The organism is Antarcticibacterium arcticum (assembly GCF_007993795.1).
Lineage (GTDB): Bacteria > Bacteroidota > Bacteroidia > Flavobacteriales > Flavobacteriaceae > Gillisia > Gillisia arctica.
The window spans coordinates 2,854,859-2,870,744 of the sequence record NZ_CP042476.1; the positions used below are offsets into that span (position 1 = coordinate 2,854,859).

At 38.7% G+C, this 15,886-nt stretch carries 14 protein-coding genes; 8 read left to right on the forward strand and 6 right to left on the reverse strand.

What is annotated here, in order from left to right; all coding sequences use genetic code 11:
- The first annotated feature begins 225 nt into the window (after nucleotides 1-225).
- The 6 genes from FK178_RS12945 to FK178_RS12970 all read left to right on the forward strand — a co-directional run bounded on the left by FK178_RS12945 (nucleotide 226) and on the right by FK178_RS12970 (nucleotide 8,902).
- Entirely contained in the window at nucleotides 226-999 is a 774-nt protein-coding gene (locus FK178_RS12945; protein WP_146835965.1) for a DUF3108 domain-containing protein, read from the forward strand.
- A 4-nt stretch (nucleotides 1,000-1,003) separates the two neighbouring features.
- Nucleotides 1,004-1,966: a tryptophan 2,3-dioxygenase family protein gene (locus FK178_RS12950; RefSeq protein ID WP_146835968.1), complete on the forward strand. Its 963-nt coding sequence runs from the start codon at nucleotides 1,004-1,006 to the stop codon at nucleotides 1,964-1,966.
- A gap of 9 nt (nucleotides 1,967-1,975) precedes the next feature.
- Nucleotides 1,976-3,205: a peptidoglycan DD-metalloendopeptidase family protein gene (locus FK178_RS12955; protein WP_146837661.1), complete on the forward strand. Its 1,230-nt coding sequence runs from the start codon at nucleotides 1,976-1,978 to the stop codon at nucleotides 3,203-3,205.
- A gap of 109 nt (nucleotides 3,206-3,314) precedes the next feature.
- Nucleotides 3,315-4,946, forward strand: a complete 1,632-nt coding sequence (pgi, locus tag FK178_RS12960) for a glucose-6-phosphate isomerase (protein ID WP_146835971.1) — start codon at nucleotides 3,315-3,317, stop codon at nucleotides 4,944-4,946.
- A 194-nt stretch (nucleotides 4,947-5,140) separates the two neighbouring features.
- Nucleotides 5,141-8,374: a TonB-dependent receptor gene (locus tag FK178_RS12965; RefSeq protein WP_146835975.1), complete on the forward strand. Its 3,234-nt coding sequence runs from the start codon at nucleotides 5,141-5,143 to the stop codon at nucleotides 8,372-8,374.
- A gap of 90 nt (nucleotides 8,375-8,464) precedes the next feature.
- On the forward strand, nucleotides 8,465-8,902 hold the full coding sequence (locus FK178_RS12970; RefSeq protein WP_146835978.1) for a hypothetical protein: 438 nt from the start codon (nucleotides 8,465-8,467) through the stop codon (nucleotides 8,900-8,902).
- A gap of 110 nt (nucleotides 8,903-9,012) precedes the next feature.
- Here the strand turns inward: FK178_RS12970 and FK178_RS12975 are convergent, their stop codons facing one another.
- From FK178_RS12975 to FK178_RS12995, 5 genes are all read right to left on the reverse strand, one after another.
- Complete coding sequence (locus FK178_RS12975; RefSeq protein ID WP_146835982.1) at nucleotides 9,013-9,666, reverse strand: HD domain-containing protein; 654 nt, start codon at nucleotides 9,664-9,666, stop codon at nucleotides 9,013-9,015.
- 32 nt (nucleotides 9,667-9,698) lie between these two features.
- Complete coding sequence (locus FK178_RS12980; RefSeq protein ID WP_146835985.1) at nucleotides 9,699-10,430, reverse strand: lysophospholipid acyltransferase family protein; 732 nt, start codon at nucleotides 10,428-10,430, stop codon at nucleotides 9,699-9,701.
- Nucleotides 10,431-10,487: 57 nt separating this feature from the next.
- Entirely contained in the window at nucleotides 10,488-10,865 is a 378-nt protein-coding gene (locus FK178_RS12985; RefSeq protein ID WP_146835988.1) for a hypothetical protein, read from the reverse strand.
- A gap of 135 nt (nucleotides 10,866-11,000) precedes the next feature.
- On the reverse strand, nucleotides 11,001-11,411 hold the full coding sequence (locus FK178_RS12990; RefSeq protein WP_146835991.1) for a BrxA/BrxB family bacilliredoxin: 411 nt from the start codon (nucleotides 11,409-11,411) through the stop codon (nucleotides 11,001-11,003).
- A 137-nt stretch (nucleotides 11,412-11,548) separates the two neighbouring features.
- Nucleotides 11,549-11,923: a hypothetical protein gene (locus FK178_RS12995; protein WP_146835993.1), complete on the reverse strand. Its 375-nt coding sequence runs from the start codon at nucleotides 11,921-11,923 to the stop codon at nucleotides 11,549-11,551.
- A 213-nt stretch (nucleotides 11,924-12,136) separates the two neighbouring features.
- On the opposite strand from FK178_RS12995, the gene FK178_RS13000 reads away from it, so the two are divergent.
- Entirely contained in the window at nucleotides 12,137-12,865 is a 729-nt protein-coding gene (locus tag FK178_RS13000; RefSeq protein WP_146835996.1) for a TerB family tellurite resistance protein, read from the forward strand.
- Nucleotide 12,866: 1 nt separating this feature from the next.
- Here FK178_RS13000 and FK178_RS13005 read toward each other — a convergent pair whose 3' ends face one another.
- The gene (locus FK178_RS13005) at nucleotides 12,867-15,131 is read right to left on the reverse strand and encodes a TonB-dependent receptor (RefSeq protein WP_146835999.1); all 2,265 of its coding nucleotides are present in this window, start codon (nucleotides 15,129-15,131) and stop codon (nucleotides 12,867-12,869) included.
- A 98-nt stretch (nucleotides 15,132-15,229) separates the two neighbouring features.
- Between FK178_RS13005 and FK178_RS13010 the strand changes: the two genes are divergently transcribed.
- Entirely contained in the window at nucleotides 15,230-15,886 is a 657-nt protein-coding gene (locus FK178_RS13010) for a metal-dependent transcriptional regulator (protein WP_146836002.1), read from the forward strand.

The window sequence follows — 15,886 nt, forward strand, 5'->3', positions numbered from 1 at the left end:
TTGCAAATAAGAGTTAAATGAAAGACTTTTGCACCGCATTTCGGAGTGGTTACCAAAATGTATTAATTTTTTTTCATAATTTAAGTTTTAGTTGGTTAATAAGATAAAAACCCCATCATTAATTTGATGGGGTTTTTTGTTTTAATACATTTGGAATAGAAATTGTAATTCTGCTCAATAGATATGCATTTTAACCCATAGCCAGATCTATTAAAAACTTATAAAATGAAAAACAGGATTGCAATAATTTTCCTTTTAATAATTCTTCCATTAAGTCTGTTTTCTCAGGAGGCATTTGAGCCTGGTGAGTGGTTCAAATTTCGTGTGCATTATGGCCCATTAAATGGGGGTTATGCGACTTTGGAGGTAAAAAACACCAATTTAAATAATAAAGCTACACATCATGTGGTGGGAAAAGGCTGGTCTACCGGGCTTGTGCATGCAGTTTTTAAAGTGAGAGATAATTATGAAACTTTCATAGATAAGGATAATGGCTTGCCACAGCGTTTCATACGTCAAATTGATGAAGGTGGCTATACTAAAGACCTGCAGATTGATTTTAATCAGGCTCAAAGGAAAGCTTATGTGTTAGATAAAAAGCATAAGGAAAATCATACGTTCACCACCCCGGAAAGTGTACATGATATGTTATCTGCTTTTTATTATCTCCGCAATGATCTTAACAGAAAACCCCTTGTACCGGGTCAGGAATTTCAGTTAAATATGTTTTATGATAAGGAAAATCACGACTTCAAGTTAAAGTTTCTTGGAAGAGAGGTTATTAAGACAAAATTTGGTAAAATTGCGACATTAAAATTCCGCCCTTATGTTTTGGCCGGAAGAGTCTTTGAGGAAAAAGAAAGTCTAACTTTCTGGGTGAGTGATGATAAGAATAAAATGCCTGTAAAGGTTAGCGCCAATCTTGCTGTAGGTTCGCTTAATGCCAGTCTGGATGAATTCAAAGGATTAAAACACCCCCTCCAAATTATAATGGATTAATTGAATGGAACAAATCAAGCCTGAGATTGCAGAGCGAATTATTAAACTGGAAGAAAAATTCAAAAATTCCGGGCAGGATATGGGCTCATATCTCGATGGGCTTCTTTATGATAAATATCTCACCTACTGGGATTACATAAGTCTGGATACGCTGCTTAGCCTTCAAAACACTAAAACCCATTTTCCGGACGAGGAGATCTTTGTAACCTACCACCAGATCACCGAGTTATATTTTAAGCTCATTATTCATGAGCAAAAGCAAATAATTGAAAGCACAGATCTTACTGCGGCTTTTTTTATTGAAAAAGTAAACCGGTTAAACCGGTATTTCAGGATCCTAATCAATTCTTTTGATGTAATGATAAAGGGAATGGACCGGGACCAGTTTTTAAAATTCAGGATGGCATTACTGCCCGCCAGTGGTTTTCAAAGCGCCCAGTTCAGGATGATTGAGATCTATTCTACTCCACTTGAACATTTAATTCCATTTGCATCAAGGAAGAATTTTAATTCCACGTTTCCCATAGAAGACCTATATCACAATTTATATTGGAAAAAAGGCGGGATAGATCTTGCTACGGGGGAAAAAACACTTACCCTTAAACAGTTTGAATTAAGGTATACACACCGTTTTCTTCGCATTGCCAATGAGGTAAAAGGTAACACCATATATCACAAGTATCTGGACCTTCCTGAAGAAGTTCGAAATGACCAGAGCCTTATAGACGGCTTGCGTACCTTCGATGTAAATGCCAATGTGAACTGGTTATTAATGCATATGGGGGCTGCGCACCGCTATTTAAATAAGGATAAAGTGACCATTGCAGCTACTGGTGGAACAAACTGGAAAGATTTTTTACCGCCAAGCTTTCAAAAAAACAGTTTTTTTCCGAATTTGTGGTCACAGGAAGAATTTGATAATTGGGGTAAAGAATGGGTAAACCACATGTTTAATAAAGACAAATAAAATTTAATGTTGAAAAAATTAAGTTACTTATTATTCCTTGGTCTTGCATTTACTGCCTGTAAGCAGGAAGAGAATCGCGATCTGTCTGAAGCCCGGGTAGTTGAGGCCACACCAATTCTGGAAGAATATGGTTTTGTACTCAATGATTTTGAAGTAGTGCGCGATACCATACGTTCAGGAGATAATTTTGGAGGAATCATGGCCTCCCATGGCTTGAGTGGAAATAAAGTACACGAAGTGATCCAGCAGGTAAAAGAAACATTTAATCCGGCCCGCTTGCAGGTAGGGAAACCCTATGTTATCCTGAAAGCCAGAGATTCTGCCTATACCCCCAATTATTTTATATATGAAAATGACCGGATAGATTATACTGTTGTAAATGTTGCGGATAATGTGGCGGCTTACAAAGCCCAGAAACCCGTTACTATTAAAAAGCGCACAGTATCAGGCGTGATAGTGAGCAATCTTTCGGAAACTATGCAAAATGAAGGTTTAAGCGTGCTTTTATCTCATAAGCTAAGTAATATCTATCAATGGAGTATAGATTTCTGGAAACTTCAAAAAGGTGATAAATTTAAAATGGTGTATTATGAAAGATATATAAATGACACCATATATGCCGGGATAGAACATATTGAAGGGGCTGTTTTTGTTCATCAAAACAAACCTTATTATGCTTTTAATTACTCGGTAGATCCTGAAACAGGTAAAGCCGATTTCTATGATGAAAATGCGCGCCCTCTGGAAAGCTTTTTTCTAAAAGCACCTCTTAATTTTAGTCGTATATCTTCGAGATTTTCAGGGAATAGATTTCATCCGGTTCAAAAAACATGGAAAGCCCACAAAGGAACAGATTATGCCGCCCCGCACGGTACACCCATCTGGAGTACTGCCAATGGGACGGTAATAGCATCGGGTTACACTGCCGGAAACGGAAATTACGTGAAAGTAAAGCACAATGAAACCTATACTACCCAATACCTGCATATGTCTAAAAGAAATGTAAAGGTTGGGCAGCGCGTAAGGCAGGGAGATGTAATTGGATATGTTGGCAGCACAGGCCTTGCAACCGGGCCACACGTATGTTATCGATTTTGGGTGCGGGATGAACAGGTGGATCCTTTCAGGCAAAATCTACCCGCGGCAGATCCTATAGCAGATCATTTAAAAGAAGACTACTTCGCAACAATAGGGTCTGTGAAAGAAGCTCTGGAAAGCATTCCTTTTAAAGAGATTTAAAAAATTATCAGGGCAGCACTCTTAAATATTTATTGAAAACATAACTTATACATTTTACCCTTTTTCCTTGTTGGGCATTGGGTAAAAATGCATTTTAAAATTAACAGAAATGAAAAATATAGATCCAACCACCACAGGCGCCTGGAACAAACTACAGCAGTATTTTGAAGAGATGAAGGATAAGGAAATGAAGGACCTTTTTCAAGAGGACAGCGAGCGTGCCGAAAAATTCACAATTCAATGGGAGGATTTTTATATTGACCTTAGCAAAAACAGGATCACTGCTGAAATTAAGGAAGCCTTGACCCAGCTCGCTGAAGAATGTGGTATAAAAGAAGCTATTAATTCTTATTATAGAGGAGACGCCATTAACAAGACCGAGGGCAGGCCTGTGCTTCACACAGCACTTAGGGCCCCCGAACATGAGGAGGTACTGGTTGACGGAAAAAATGTAATGCCGGAAGTTTTTAAGGCAAAAGAGAAGATAAAAGAATTTTCAGATAAAGTAATTAACGGGGATCATAAAGGGTATACCAATTTACCTATTACAGATGTTGTAAACATAGGAATAGGAGGATCAGATCTGGGCCCGGTAATGGTTACGGAAGCTTTGAAATTCTATAAGAACCATCTTAACCTTCACTATATTTCCAATGTAGATGGAGATCACGTATATGAAACTTTAAAACATCTTAATCCCGAGACGACTTTATTTGTGATTGTTTCCAAAACTTTCACAACGCAGGAAACCCTAAGTAATGCCAATACCGCACGGGAATGGTTTAAAAGATCTGCGCCACAGGAGGCAGTTTCAAAACATTTTGTGGCCGTTTCCAGTAACCTCACCCAGGTGACAGAATTTGGAATTGATCCCGGGAATATCTTTCCAATGTGGGATTGGGTAGGAGGACGATTTTCTCTTTGGAGTGCAGTGGGCTTGTCTATAAGTCTGGGGATAGGTTATAAAGGATTTGAGGAATTGCTGGAGGGGGCCCATGAAATGGATCAACATTTTAGAAATGAAGATCTCGCTTCCAACATCCCGGTGCAATTAGCGATGTTAAGTGTTTGGTATAACAATTTCTTTAAAGCCGAAAGTGAAGCTGTAATACCATATACCCAGTATCTACAGAAATTACCTTCTTACCTGCAACAGGCAATTATGGAGAGCAATGGGAAGAGTATAGACCGAAACGGAAATCCGGTTACGTATCAAACCGGCAATATAATTTGGGGAGAGCCCGGAACAAACTCCCAACATGCATTTTTCCAATTGATCCATCAGGGTACCAAACTCATCCCTGCCGATTTTATTGGTTTTAAAGAATCTTTGTTTGGAGATAAAAGCCATCATGACAAGCTAATGGCCAATTATTTTGCCCAAACCGAAGCCCTGCTAATGGGCAAAACAGAGGATGAGGTGAGAAAAGAGCTTGAAGCAAAAAAATTAAGTAATGAGGAAATCGCTCAATTATTACCTTTCAAAGTTTTTGCCGGTAATAAACCTACAACATCTCTTCTTATTAATAAGCTCACCCCTGCAAGTCTTGGAAAATTAATCGCTATGTACGAGCATAAGATCTTTGTGCAGGGAGTTATCTGGAATATATTCAGTTATGACCAATGGGGAGTCGAATTAGGGAAGCAACTTGCATCCAAAATTCTGTCTGAAATTGAGGAAATTGACGTTCATGAGCACGATAATTCAACTTCGCAACTGTTAAAATTTTATCTAAGCTAGATATTATCTTATTGTTAATAAACTGTTAGCTCTTTTAATTGTCATTAAATCAATTACTTGTGTGTTTGTTTTAAGTTTGTGCTGTAAAAGGTATTGGGATCAAAATCTTAACATTCAGTTAAAGTTTGTTAAGGGTTAAATCGCTTCTTTTGCAGTGAATTTTATAAACTCAAAACAAACAATTTACACAACTAATGAAAAAATTAAATTATTTACTTGTTGTTGTCTTCATGTTTATGGCGACAATTTCCTTTGCGCAGGGTGTTACAACCGCTGCGATCAATGGAAGGGTCTTAGAAGCTGGCGGAGAACCTCTTCCGGGAGCTAACGTTGTTGCTGTACATCAACCGTCTGGTACCCAATATGGTGCAATGACAGATTTTGACGGTTTCTACCGAATTTCCAACATGAGAGTAGGAGGTCCTTACCTTATTACAATTACCTATGTAGGATTTGAAACTTTTACTGCCGGGAATATTAATTTAACTTTAGGTGAATCCCGAAACATTAGTGCAGAAATGGGTGAAACTCAAAACGCACTTGATGAAATTGTAATCACAGGTGGAAGAGACGGGGTTTTTGATTCAGGAAAAACCGGAGCTGAAACTAATGTAAGCCAGAGACAGGTAAGTACTTTGCCTTCTATCTCCAGAAACATTGCAGATTTTGCAAGATTAACTCCACAGGCACAGGTAAGTGGTGATGATGTTATTTCTATTAGCGGGCAAAACAACCGTTACAATGCGCTTTATATAGATGGTGCTGTAAATAATGATGTATTTGGTTTAGCGGCAAGTGGAACTAACGGGGGTCAAACCGGGGTTAGTCCAATATCTCTTGATGCAATTGAATCTTTTCAAATTAACGTTGCTCCTTTTGACGTAAGACAGTCTGGTTTTGCCGGAGGAAGTATAAATGCAATTACAAAATCTGGAACTAACCAATTCGAAGGTTCGGTTTATGGATTTTTAAGAAATGAATCATTGGCGGGTAAAACTCCAATAGGTCTTGAAGCTGCAGATGGAAGTCGTTCAAGACTTGCAGATTTCTCTGCCGTAACTACAGGTTTGAGAGTTGGTGGGCCAATTCTTCAGGATAAATTATTCTTTTTCGTGAATTACGAGAGACAAGATAATGAGACTCCACAACCATTTTCTTTCAATAATTATAATGGAGATGCATCATTACAGGATATAAATAACCTTTCTAACTTTTTAGTTAGTGAATATGGTTACAATCCTGGTGGATTTTTAGATAACACTTCTTCTTTGGTAAGTGATAAATTAATTGGAAAAATTGACTGGAACATTAACGAGAATCATAAACTGTCTCTTAAGCACAGTTACGTTAAAGCAGTACAATTAAACGCCCCAAGATCAAACCAGGGTGCAATTAACTTCTTTAACTCTGCTATCAATTTTGAATCTATTACAAATTCAACAGCGCTTGAATTAAGTTCAAAAATTGGAAATAATATGGCCAACAACCTTGTATTGGGTTGGACTCGTGTGAATGATGACAGAGATCCTCAAGGTGGAGATTTTCCATACGTTCAATTACAGGATGGTGCTGGTTTAATCAGTTTTGGATCTGAGCCTTTTTCTACAGGTAATGCCCTTGATCAAAGTAATTTTACAATTACAGATAATTTCGATATTTACCTGGGTAGACATAATGTTACCATTGGTACAAACAACGAATTCTCTTCTTCAAGAAACGTTTTCATAAGACAAAATTTCGGGGAATACAGATACAGTAATGTAAATGACTTTTTAACCGGTAATTTGGCAAACAGATACCGTCACGGTTATTCTTTAATTGGAGGTTTTGGTGATGACTCTGAAGGAGCTGCAGAATTTGATATTTTCCAGTTTGGTCTATATGCACAGGATGTATATAACGCTACAGATAATTTAAAACTTACTTTTGGAGCAAGAATAGATGTTCCGTTTTGGTCAGATTACTTAACCAATAACGATTTTAACAACAGAACAATTCCTTTATTGGAGGCTGCTGGTAAAGACCTTAGAGGTGCACAAACCGGGGAAGGTATAGACGCTCAGGTTCATTTCTCTCCAAGATTTGGTTTCAACTGGGATGTTAAAGGAGACAGAACTACTCAGGTACGTGGTGGAACAGGTGTATTTACTTCAAGATTACCATTGGTATGGCCTGGAGGAGTTTATAATAACAATGGTTTAACTACAGGTTTTATTCAAAGAACAGGTGCTACTGTTCCTCAGTTTGAGCCAAACCCAAGAAACCAGTTACAGGATCCTGCACAAGGTTCAGGAACTGTTGGTGGGGAGATAAACTTGTTTGCAAGGGATTTCAAACTTCCACAAGTTTGGAAAACCAATATTGCAGTAGATCAAAGATTGCCTGGTAACTGGACAATTTCTGCAGATTTCATATACAATGACGATCTAAATGCTGTTGCCTATGAGAACATAAACCTTGAAGGCCCTCAATTCAATACAACCGGTGCCGGGTCACGTCCTAACTATGGTAACAAAAGAATTGACAACACTTATGATGCTGTGTACATGGGATACAACACTTCTGAAGGAAATTCTTATAATATTTCAGGAACTCTTGCAAAGAACTTTTACAGTCCATTTATTGACGTAACTGCGCAGGCTTCCTATTCTTATGGTGAATCTAATGTGTTATTTGATGCAACTTCTTCTCAAAACAGTTCTCAATGGAGAAACCTTGAGACAGTAAGAGGTTCCAATATGCCTGATCTGTCTACTTCTGATTTCTCTCCCGGACATAGATTTATTGCCAATTCTACTTTAGAGTTTAAATGGACCAATAATTTACGTACCAGACTTGGATTCTTTTACGAAGGTGCACAAGGAAGCCCGTTTAGCTACGTAGTTGGTGGAAATGGTGGCGGATTAATAAACGACACCGGTTCTTTCTCTGCACTTGCTTATGTTCCTGCTACAGAGGCTGAAGCTAATTTGGTTGATATTGTTGACACAAGAAACCCTGCAAATAACAGGACTGCTGCAGAGCAATGGACTTTATTAAACGCTGCTATCAATGCAGATGAGTATTTAAGCGAGAGAAGAGGTCAATTTGCTGAAAGAAATGCTGACCGTTCTGACTGGTCTCACATTATCGACTTAAAGTTTGCTCAGGAATTTAGAGTTAAGATCAAAGAAACAGATCACAAATTTGAATTCTCTGCAGATATATTCAACTTTACAAACTTCCTGAACAAGAACTGGGGAAGAAGAAACTTTACCAACTTTAACCAGGTACAGTTAGTGAACTTTACAGGATTCCAGCCTGATGGAACAACTCCAAAATTCACCTTCAACCCAAATACCTTAAATACCAAAAACATCATTGATGATTCTGGATTACAGTCTTCAAGATGGCAAATGCAGGTTGGGTTAAGATACTCTTTTAACTAAACTGAAGTTGCAATAGATAAATTACCGTCCCGATTAATTTCGGGACGGTTTTTTTATTTAAAAATGTATATTTACTAAAACTTAATAATTATGTACGAAACTGTCCTCTTTATCCACTCCTACTGGGCATATCTCCTGCTCCTTATTTTAATTGTGGCATCTGTTAACTCCCTCGTAGGATATTTTTCCAATAAAGAATATGGCGCTACCAATTTCAGGATCGCCCTGTTCACCCTTATAGTAACGCACATTCAGCTTTTAATAGGTTTGGTCCTTTATTTTGTTTCACCTTATTTCAGGATGTTTGGTGAAGAAGGAATGGGCGGGGTAATGAAAGATTCAGTGCTTAGATTATACCTTGTAGAACACCCCTTAATGATGATCATAGCAGTAGTTTTGGTTACTATGGGATACTCTAAACATAAATCAAAACTCACCTCAAAACCAAAGTTTAAAATGCTTGCCATTTTTTATACCCTGGCACTCGTTTTTATTCTGTCAAGAATTCCCTGGAATACCTGGTTGTAAAATTGCCAGATTCAAAATTCAAAATTGAAGTTCTTCCTTCAATAAAATTGAATTCTCCAAATAAATCAACCCTCTCTTTCTCTTCAACAGAACAGGATGAGAGGGTTGTTTTATAATTCTCCATTCCATTCCGCATAGAACTGTTTTAAAAAGTCCTCCATAAAGCGATGTCTTTGTTCTGCCAGGTTCCTGGCTGTTGGGGTATTCATAAGATCCTTCAGCAACAATAATTTTTCGTAGAAATGATTTATGGTGGGGGCTGTAGAAGATTTATATTCTTCCTTCGTCATATTGAGATTTGGGGCAATTTCGGGGTCGTAGAGGGCTCTTCCCTTAAAACCTCCATAATTGAACGTTCTTGCTATTCCAATGGCTCCAAGGGCATCTAAACGGTCTGCGTCCTGTATTATTTCCAGTTCTATGGAATTAAAATGTTGGTTGGTATTTCCACCCTTAAAGGATACATTTTTTATAATGTTTTCTACGTGGGTTATTATATCTTCATGCACCCCGCGAGACCTCAAAAAATCGCCAGCCAGTTTTGGGCCAACACTTTCATCACCGTTATGAAACTTATAATCGGCAATGTCGTGCAATAAGGCTCCCAGTTCAACAGTGAAAATATCACAAACTTCATGTTGTGCAATTAAAAGCGCATTTTTATATACCCGCTCTATATGAAACCAATCATGACCTCCTTCAGCTCCATTTAAAGTGGTTTTTACAAATAATTTAGTATCCTGTATAATTTGGATTTTGTTCATTTTAAAAAAAGCTTGCGCTAAAGGGTTAAAAATTATAAAATATCTGCCGTTATAGTTCTTTCAACAAGAGCAATAAGACTTTCAGGATCATTTGAATTGGCGGGAATAGGCTCGTGCACCTTGAGTTTGATATGCACTCCAATTCCAAGTGGGAACTGGCCATATTCAAAGAGTTTCCAGGAGTTGTTGATTGTAATGGGAACTATTAAAGCAGTGGGCATTTTCTTGAAAAGGATCTGCATCCCTGTTTTGGCAAATTCCTTGGGCTTCCCTGTGCGGCTTCTGGTTCCTTCAGGAAAAATAACAGCCGAGCGGTTGGTAGCATTCAGATATTTTGAAAAACGCAGTATTTCTTCTACCGCCTGTTTTGGGTTTTTTCTGTCTATTAAAGCCGAACCTCCATGTCTTAAATTAAAAGAGATCCCCGGAACTCCCTTCCCCAGCTCTTTCTTGCTAACAAACTTAGGATGATGCTTTCGCATATACCAGATTATGGGTGGGATATCATAAATTCCCTGGTGATTTGCCACAAAAATGCAGGATTGGTCTGTTGGGATGTTATACGGGTTATCTACGGTAAACCTAGTCCCCAGGATGTTGAGGCAGCGCATGAGGAAGAAATTGAAAATATCTACAGATTTTTTATGAGCCTGGTAGCCTCCAACCTTTAAAGCAACCCACTGGATCCCATGAAAAACCACAAGCGTTAAAAAGAAGAAAAAATAGGATATAACAGAGAGGGGATAGGCTAGTATTTTTTTCATGTTGGTTTTTAACTATTGCAAAAATACATTTTTCTCCCAAAAATAATTAAAGTGTGCTTACTCTGTTTGGATACATTTGCCATCTTCACATCCCATTTTAGAAGGTGGAGTTGGGAGACTGCAATCACTTATGATACCATTGGCCTTGTTATATTTATCTTCTGCAGCCGTATATTGGGCTACCATTTTTTTAAGGGCCTCTTCGTCTATTCCCGAAGAGTATAAAAGGTAACCCTGGGGGCCACCACAGGCTTTACTGCCAAAAGCGATGAACCGGCAATCTGTTGAGCCGCTGCAATTAGTTTTAGCTATAAAATTTTTAATTTGATCAAGTTCCTGTTCCAGCTGAACACTGGTGACTTCCGCTTCATTGGCAAGTTGCTCACAGCTTGCAAAAACTCCAACAAACAGGAAGAAACTCAGAAGGATTTTCATGGTAGGTTAGTTTAGATTGAAGGGAAAGATACTAAAATTGGTGAGATCCTGAAAACAGAAAAGCCGGTCGACAGGACCGGCTTTCAGCTTTATTATAGTTTGGCCTAAAGTAATAGTAGAGCCGGGATTAGTTTGTTAGCAAAAATCGTTATAAGCATTCATAAGATTTTCAGCGATCATTTCTGCAGGGCGACCTTCAATGTGGTGACGCTCCAGCATATGTACAAGTTCTCCATCTTTGAACAAAGCCATAGACGGGGAAGAAGGAGGAAAGGGAACCATGAAACCACGGGCCCTGTCTGTCGCTTCACGGTCTACACCGGCGAAAACTGTTACAAGATTATCGGGAGTTTTATCGTTTTTCAAAGACATTCTTGCTCCCGGGCGGGCATTGGCAGCTGCACAACCACATACCGAATTTACTACAACAAGGGTAGTTCCCTTTTTTTCCATTGCGGCATTAACTTCCTCTACAGTGTGTAATTCCTGAAAACCTTCTTTTGTAAGGTCTTCTCTCATTGGTTTAACTAATTCTGCTGGATACATATATTGAGTTTTTTATAAAAATTTCTATGTTGCAAAGATAGGTAAATTCCTTAGTCCTGCTTATCTCTTTAGTTTATTGGGAAATAACTTTAGCCTATGGTTATGCCTATGTTTTAATCCTTTCCGTTCGCTGCCGTTCATTGTTTCTCATCATTGTTTTCCTCAAGGAAAACAAACCTTTCAAATTGAGGTTTAGTGAGTATATCTCTCATTTCTCCTCTTTCCAGGCGTTCCAAATCCAGTAAATCTGCTGTTTTTTCTTCAATTGGAATTGCGGCATTTTGAACTTCTAGTCTTCTCATTGTATATTTAATGATACTTTTTTCTACCAAATCCTGTTGTTTAGGTGATAGTGCTAATTCCTTTGCCCACATCTTGGATCTTACATCAGCAAGTTCCCTTACTTCATTGCTTGGTTCTTTTAGTAACATATTTTGGGAATATCCATTGTAGGTAAATAAAGATGCAAATACAATTGTCATTAAAATTAAAGGCTGTCTAAGAACTTTCATAATTAGGGTTTTGCTTAAAAATAAGCATCTGGGTTTAAAAAGGGGGTTAAGAAGGGGTTAAAATACATGTACCTGCACGTCTTTTATCTTAAGTTTTTATTAACATTTACCCTCCAGTTAGGTAACTTAAAACGTTGTCATTTGTTTGTTTTAATTGATCTCCCTAAGTTTCTTCAAAATACTATCTTTGCAGCTAAAATTTGAATACCTTAAATGTTTAAATGGATCCTCGCCATTGTTGGCTATATGTTTTTTAGATTTCCCGGGGCTATTCTGGGTTTTATCCTTGGTACTCTCATAGATAATTACAGCAGGGGCGCAAGTAGTTTTGGACCTGCCTCCAGCAGCAGATCTACGGTCTCGCCCGGGGATTTTGAACTTAATCTCCTCTCCCTGGCCTCGCTGGTAATAAAATCTGACGGGAAAGTCTCCCAGACAGAACTGGATTATGTGCGGGCTTATTTTGTACAGGCTTATGGAAAGGAGCGGGCAAATGCCACCTTCCGCACGTTTAATGATGTTATTAAGAACCGTGAGATCTCTGCAAGCCGTATTGGCTTATACCTGCAGCAACGCACGCGTTATGAGGTGAGGCTTCAAATTCTTCACTTTTTGTTCAGCATTGCAAATGCAGATGGGCACGTGTCTAATGCTGAACTTAATATGCTATACGAGATCGCAGGTTATCTAAACCTGATGAAACGCGATTTTGAGAGTATTAAAGCGATGTTCTTTAAATCTGCAGACAATGCCTACAAGATCCTGGAAATAGAAAAATCGGCCACAGATGCAGAGGTTAAAAAAGCCTTCAGAGAAATGGCTAAGAAATATCACCCCGATAAACTTCAGCATATGGACGAAGCCTACCGCAAAGGAGCCGAAGAAAAATTCAGGAAGGTGCAGGAGGCTTATGAGCATATACAAAAGGAGCGGGGTAACTAATCTAAAAATTATATTTTAAGTTTAGCATTAGATTCCTTCCTGGGCTACTTATGTTGAAGGGCCTGAGTATAGATAGGTGATCTACATAATTTTTATTCAGGGAATTGTAAACCGTGATCCCGGCGGTAAGTGAATTCTCTTCCCATTTAAATTCTTTACTCACGCCAAGATTTAATAAGGTATACCCGGGAGTGGGATCTTCTTCAAAACCAGTCCTGTTCTGGTCATTTATTGCCCTTATCTTGCTGAAAATATAGAGGCTTTTATCGTTTAAAGCATAATATCCCATTTCAATATTGTAATTATCTGGTGGGATAAATGTGAGGTTCTCTTGCGTTTGCTGGTCCTTTGCTCTTACAATAGCTCCGGAAAAACTGGTTTGCATCCTGTTTCCCTTAAGAAAATTGTATTTGAGGAAGAATTCTGCCCCATACAGCAGCGCATTGGTCTGGCTGTAAGTCCATATTTCAAGACCATCTTCTTCCCTTATCTGGTTGGTGGCAGTAAAGAATATATAATTGTTCACCAGGCTTCCAAATGCCGAGATATCTCCCTGAAATCTTTTACCTCTGTAATTATAATTAAGATCTGCCTGCAGGCTTTGCTCCCGGCCAAATTGATCATTTCCTTTTTCAAACCTGCTGGTGCCGGGGTGGGGACCATTGGAAAACAACTCAGCAAGATCTGGTGCACGAAAGCCGGTTGAAACATTGAATTTTGCAGTATGCTGCTCATTAAATTTTCTCGTTACTCCCATAGAACCGGTAAAACCTGCAAAATCCCTGGTTAGTTTTCTGCTTTCGGGATCCCCGGGTAAAATAAAGCCATATTCTATAAGTTCCGGAGACCGGGCATAAACACTTACCAGCCTGTAATCATACCGCACCGCTCCCTGTAAAAACCATTTATCCAGGTCCAGACTGCTTAGATAGTATAATCCATTCTCGAGAACATCGGCATCCGGGATTAAGAATTTTTGAGCCTGGGCTATATTTTTATTCTTGAGAAAACTCCCCTGGATTCCCAGGCTATGGTTAAATTTTCCATTTTCAAAGCTAATTCTCCCATTATAAAAAGTGTGATATTGTTTTAATCCCAGATCTGTTTCATTCAAATTTGTTTCAATTTCCTTACGTTTATTAAAGTGATGAGAAAGGTGAAGAAAAGTGTCAAATTTTGAGGAAGTAGTAGTTTGGTTGTAAGATATCAACCGGTCCTCAACCTGTTGAAAAGGCAGTTGCATTTTCCGGTCATTACGCGTGGTTACCAGCGATAAGTCGTCATCCATTTCTTCATCTGAAATAATCCCCAGATTTTGCAGGTTGTAGGTGAAGGATAATTTATTCTGAAATTTTTCCCTGTTCAATCCTGTATGGAGCCGAAGGGTATGGGTGTTAAATCTACTATTCCCTATTAACCGGCCCTCACCGTTTTTATAGTCGGCATGATTCTCATAAGATAGATCTGTTGCGAAAAAGACATTCTTTTTTGTGTTCACCGCTGCCGAAGCATAGGTGCGAATACCGTTTGAAATGCTGTTAAAGGTGGTTCCCGCATTTCCTGAAAACCCTGTATCGTGCAAATATTTATCCTCATCAATAGCAACTAGAACCCCGCCCAACGCGCCAGATCCATATAAAACAGATGCCGGCCCTTTAATTACATCTACCTGTCTTATTCCCAGGTCATTAATTCCAAGGCCATGATCTGCCCCCCATTGATGATTTTCCAGTTTATTTCCCTGGTATATGGTGACTATACGGGAGAATCCCAGCCCCCGAATAAATGGTTTGACTATGCCGTGGCCAAACTCGGCCCCATATACCCCGGGTACTTCTCTTAAGACCCCCATCATACCATTGGGATTTCCCTTATTCTCAATTCCGCTTATCTGGATGGAAGATATATTATAGGGGGTTCGCCGGGAAAGCCCCGTTTGAGAATCTACAATAAGAACCTCCTCCAGAATATTAGAGGCTTCTTCCATTTTAATATCAAGATCCAAAAGTTGTTTGTCCTTTAAAGTTATTTCCCGTGTTACGGTTTCAAATCCAATAGCACTTATTCGAAGGAGATGCTTCCCTTCCGGAATGTTGGTGAGATGAAAACTCCCGTTTTCATTGGAAAATGTTCCCAATTGTGTAGCGGCAATGCTAATACTCGCGAAGGAAACAGGATCCTTCCCCGATGTTATTTTACCCTGGATGCCGGCAGTTTGTGTAAATCCTTTCAATCCTATTAAAAGAAAAATAATTAAAAATCTCATCTTACATTTTTTACAAAGGTATAAAATAAATTTAGACTTGTCTAAAAAAAGGATTTGTCATTTTTAAATTGTAGTTTTGACGTATTAAAAAATAAATTATGTTCAGTCTTTCCGAAGAAAATTATTTGAAGGCTATTTTTCACCTTGAGCACACTTATAAAGAAGGGGTGAGCACGAATGCCCTTGCAGAAGAAATGGAGACCAAAGCATCATCTGTAACCGATATGGTTAAAAAGCTTTCAGAAAAAAAACTGGTAATCTATAAAAAATACCAGGGGGTTAAGCTAAGCAAATTGGGCCGGGATACTGCCATTGAGATAATTAGGAAACACCGCCTTTGGGAAGTGTTTTTGGTTGAAAAATTAAATTTTAACTGGGATGAAGTTCATGATGTGGCGGAACAACTGGAACATATTCGATCTGAGAAACTAATTAATGAGCTTGATAAATTCCTTGGCTTTCCAAAACGAGACCCGCATGGCGACCCAATACCAGATGCGGCCGGAAATTTTATAGCTTCCAATAAAACCCTCCTTGCCGATCTTATTATTGGTGATTCGGGTATTTGTGTAGGGGTTAAAGATTCATCGGCGGCTTTTCTTCAATTTCTGGACAAGAACCATATTTCCCTGGGGAAAGAGATAAAGGTTCTTGAAAAGGAGGATTTTGATAAATCAATGCTGATAGACCTCCAGGGCAATGAACTGCGAATTTCCAGCCTGATCTCCGAAAACCTTTACATTAAAATTTCCTGA

Excerpts from the sequence above, each read along its gene's own strand:
- FK178_RS12980 (WP_146835985.1), bottom strand. The coding sequence starts at position 10,430 with ATGAAAAAAATACTAGCCTATCCCCTCTCTGTTATATCCTATTTTTTC.
- FK178_RS12995 (WP_146835993.1), bottom strand. The coding sequence starts at position 11,923 with ATGAAAGTTCTTAGACAGCCTTTAATTTTAATGACAATTGTATTTGCA.
- FK178_RS12985 (WP_146835988.1), bottom strand. The coding sequence starts at position 10,865 with ATGAAAATCCTTCTGAGTTTCTTCCTGTTTGTTGGAGTTTTTGCAAGC.
- pgi (WP_146835971.1), top strand. The coding sequence starts at position 3,315 with ATGAAAAATATAGATCCAACCACCACAGGCGCCTGGAACAAACTACAG.
- FK178_RS12965 (WP_146835975.1), top strand. The coding sequence starts at position 5,141 with ATGAAAAAATTAAATTATTTACTTGTTGTTGTCTTCATGTTTATGGCG.
- FK178_RS13010 (WP_146836002.1), top strand. The coding sequence starts at position 15,230 with ATGTTCAGTCTTTCCGAAGAAAATTATTTGAAGGCTATTTTTCACCTT.
- FK178_RS12950 (WP_146835968.1), top strand. The coding sequence starts at position 1,004 with ATGGAACAAATCAAGCCTGAGATTGCAGAGCGAATTATTAAACTGGAA.
- FK178_RS13005 (WP_146835999.1), bottom strand. The coding sequence starts at position 15,131 with ATGAGATTTTTAATTATTTTTCTTTTAATAGGATTGAAAGGATTTACA.
- FK178_RS12945 (WP_146835965.1), top strand. The coding sequence starts at position 226 with ATGAAAAACAGGATTGCAATAATTTTCCTTTTAATAATTCTTCCATTA.
- FK178_RS12970 (WP_146835978.1), top strand. The coding sequence starts at position 8,465 with ATGTACGAAACTGTCCTCTTTATCCACTCCTACTGGGCATATCTCCTG.
- FK178_RS12990 (WP_146835991.1), bottom strand. The coding sequence starts at position 11,411 with ATGTATCCAGCAGAATTAGTTAAACCAATGAGAGAAGACCTTACAAAA.
- FK178_RS12975 (WP_146835982.1), bottom strand. The coding sequence starts at position 9,666 with ATGAACAAAATCCAAATTATACAGGATACTAAATTATTTGTAAAAACC.
- FK178_RS13000 (WP_146835996.1), top strand. The coding sequence starts at position 12,137 with ATGTTTAAATGGATCCTCGCCATTGTTGGCTATATGTTTTTTAGATTT.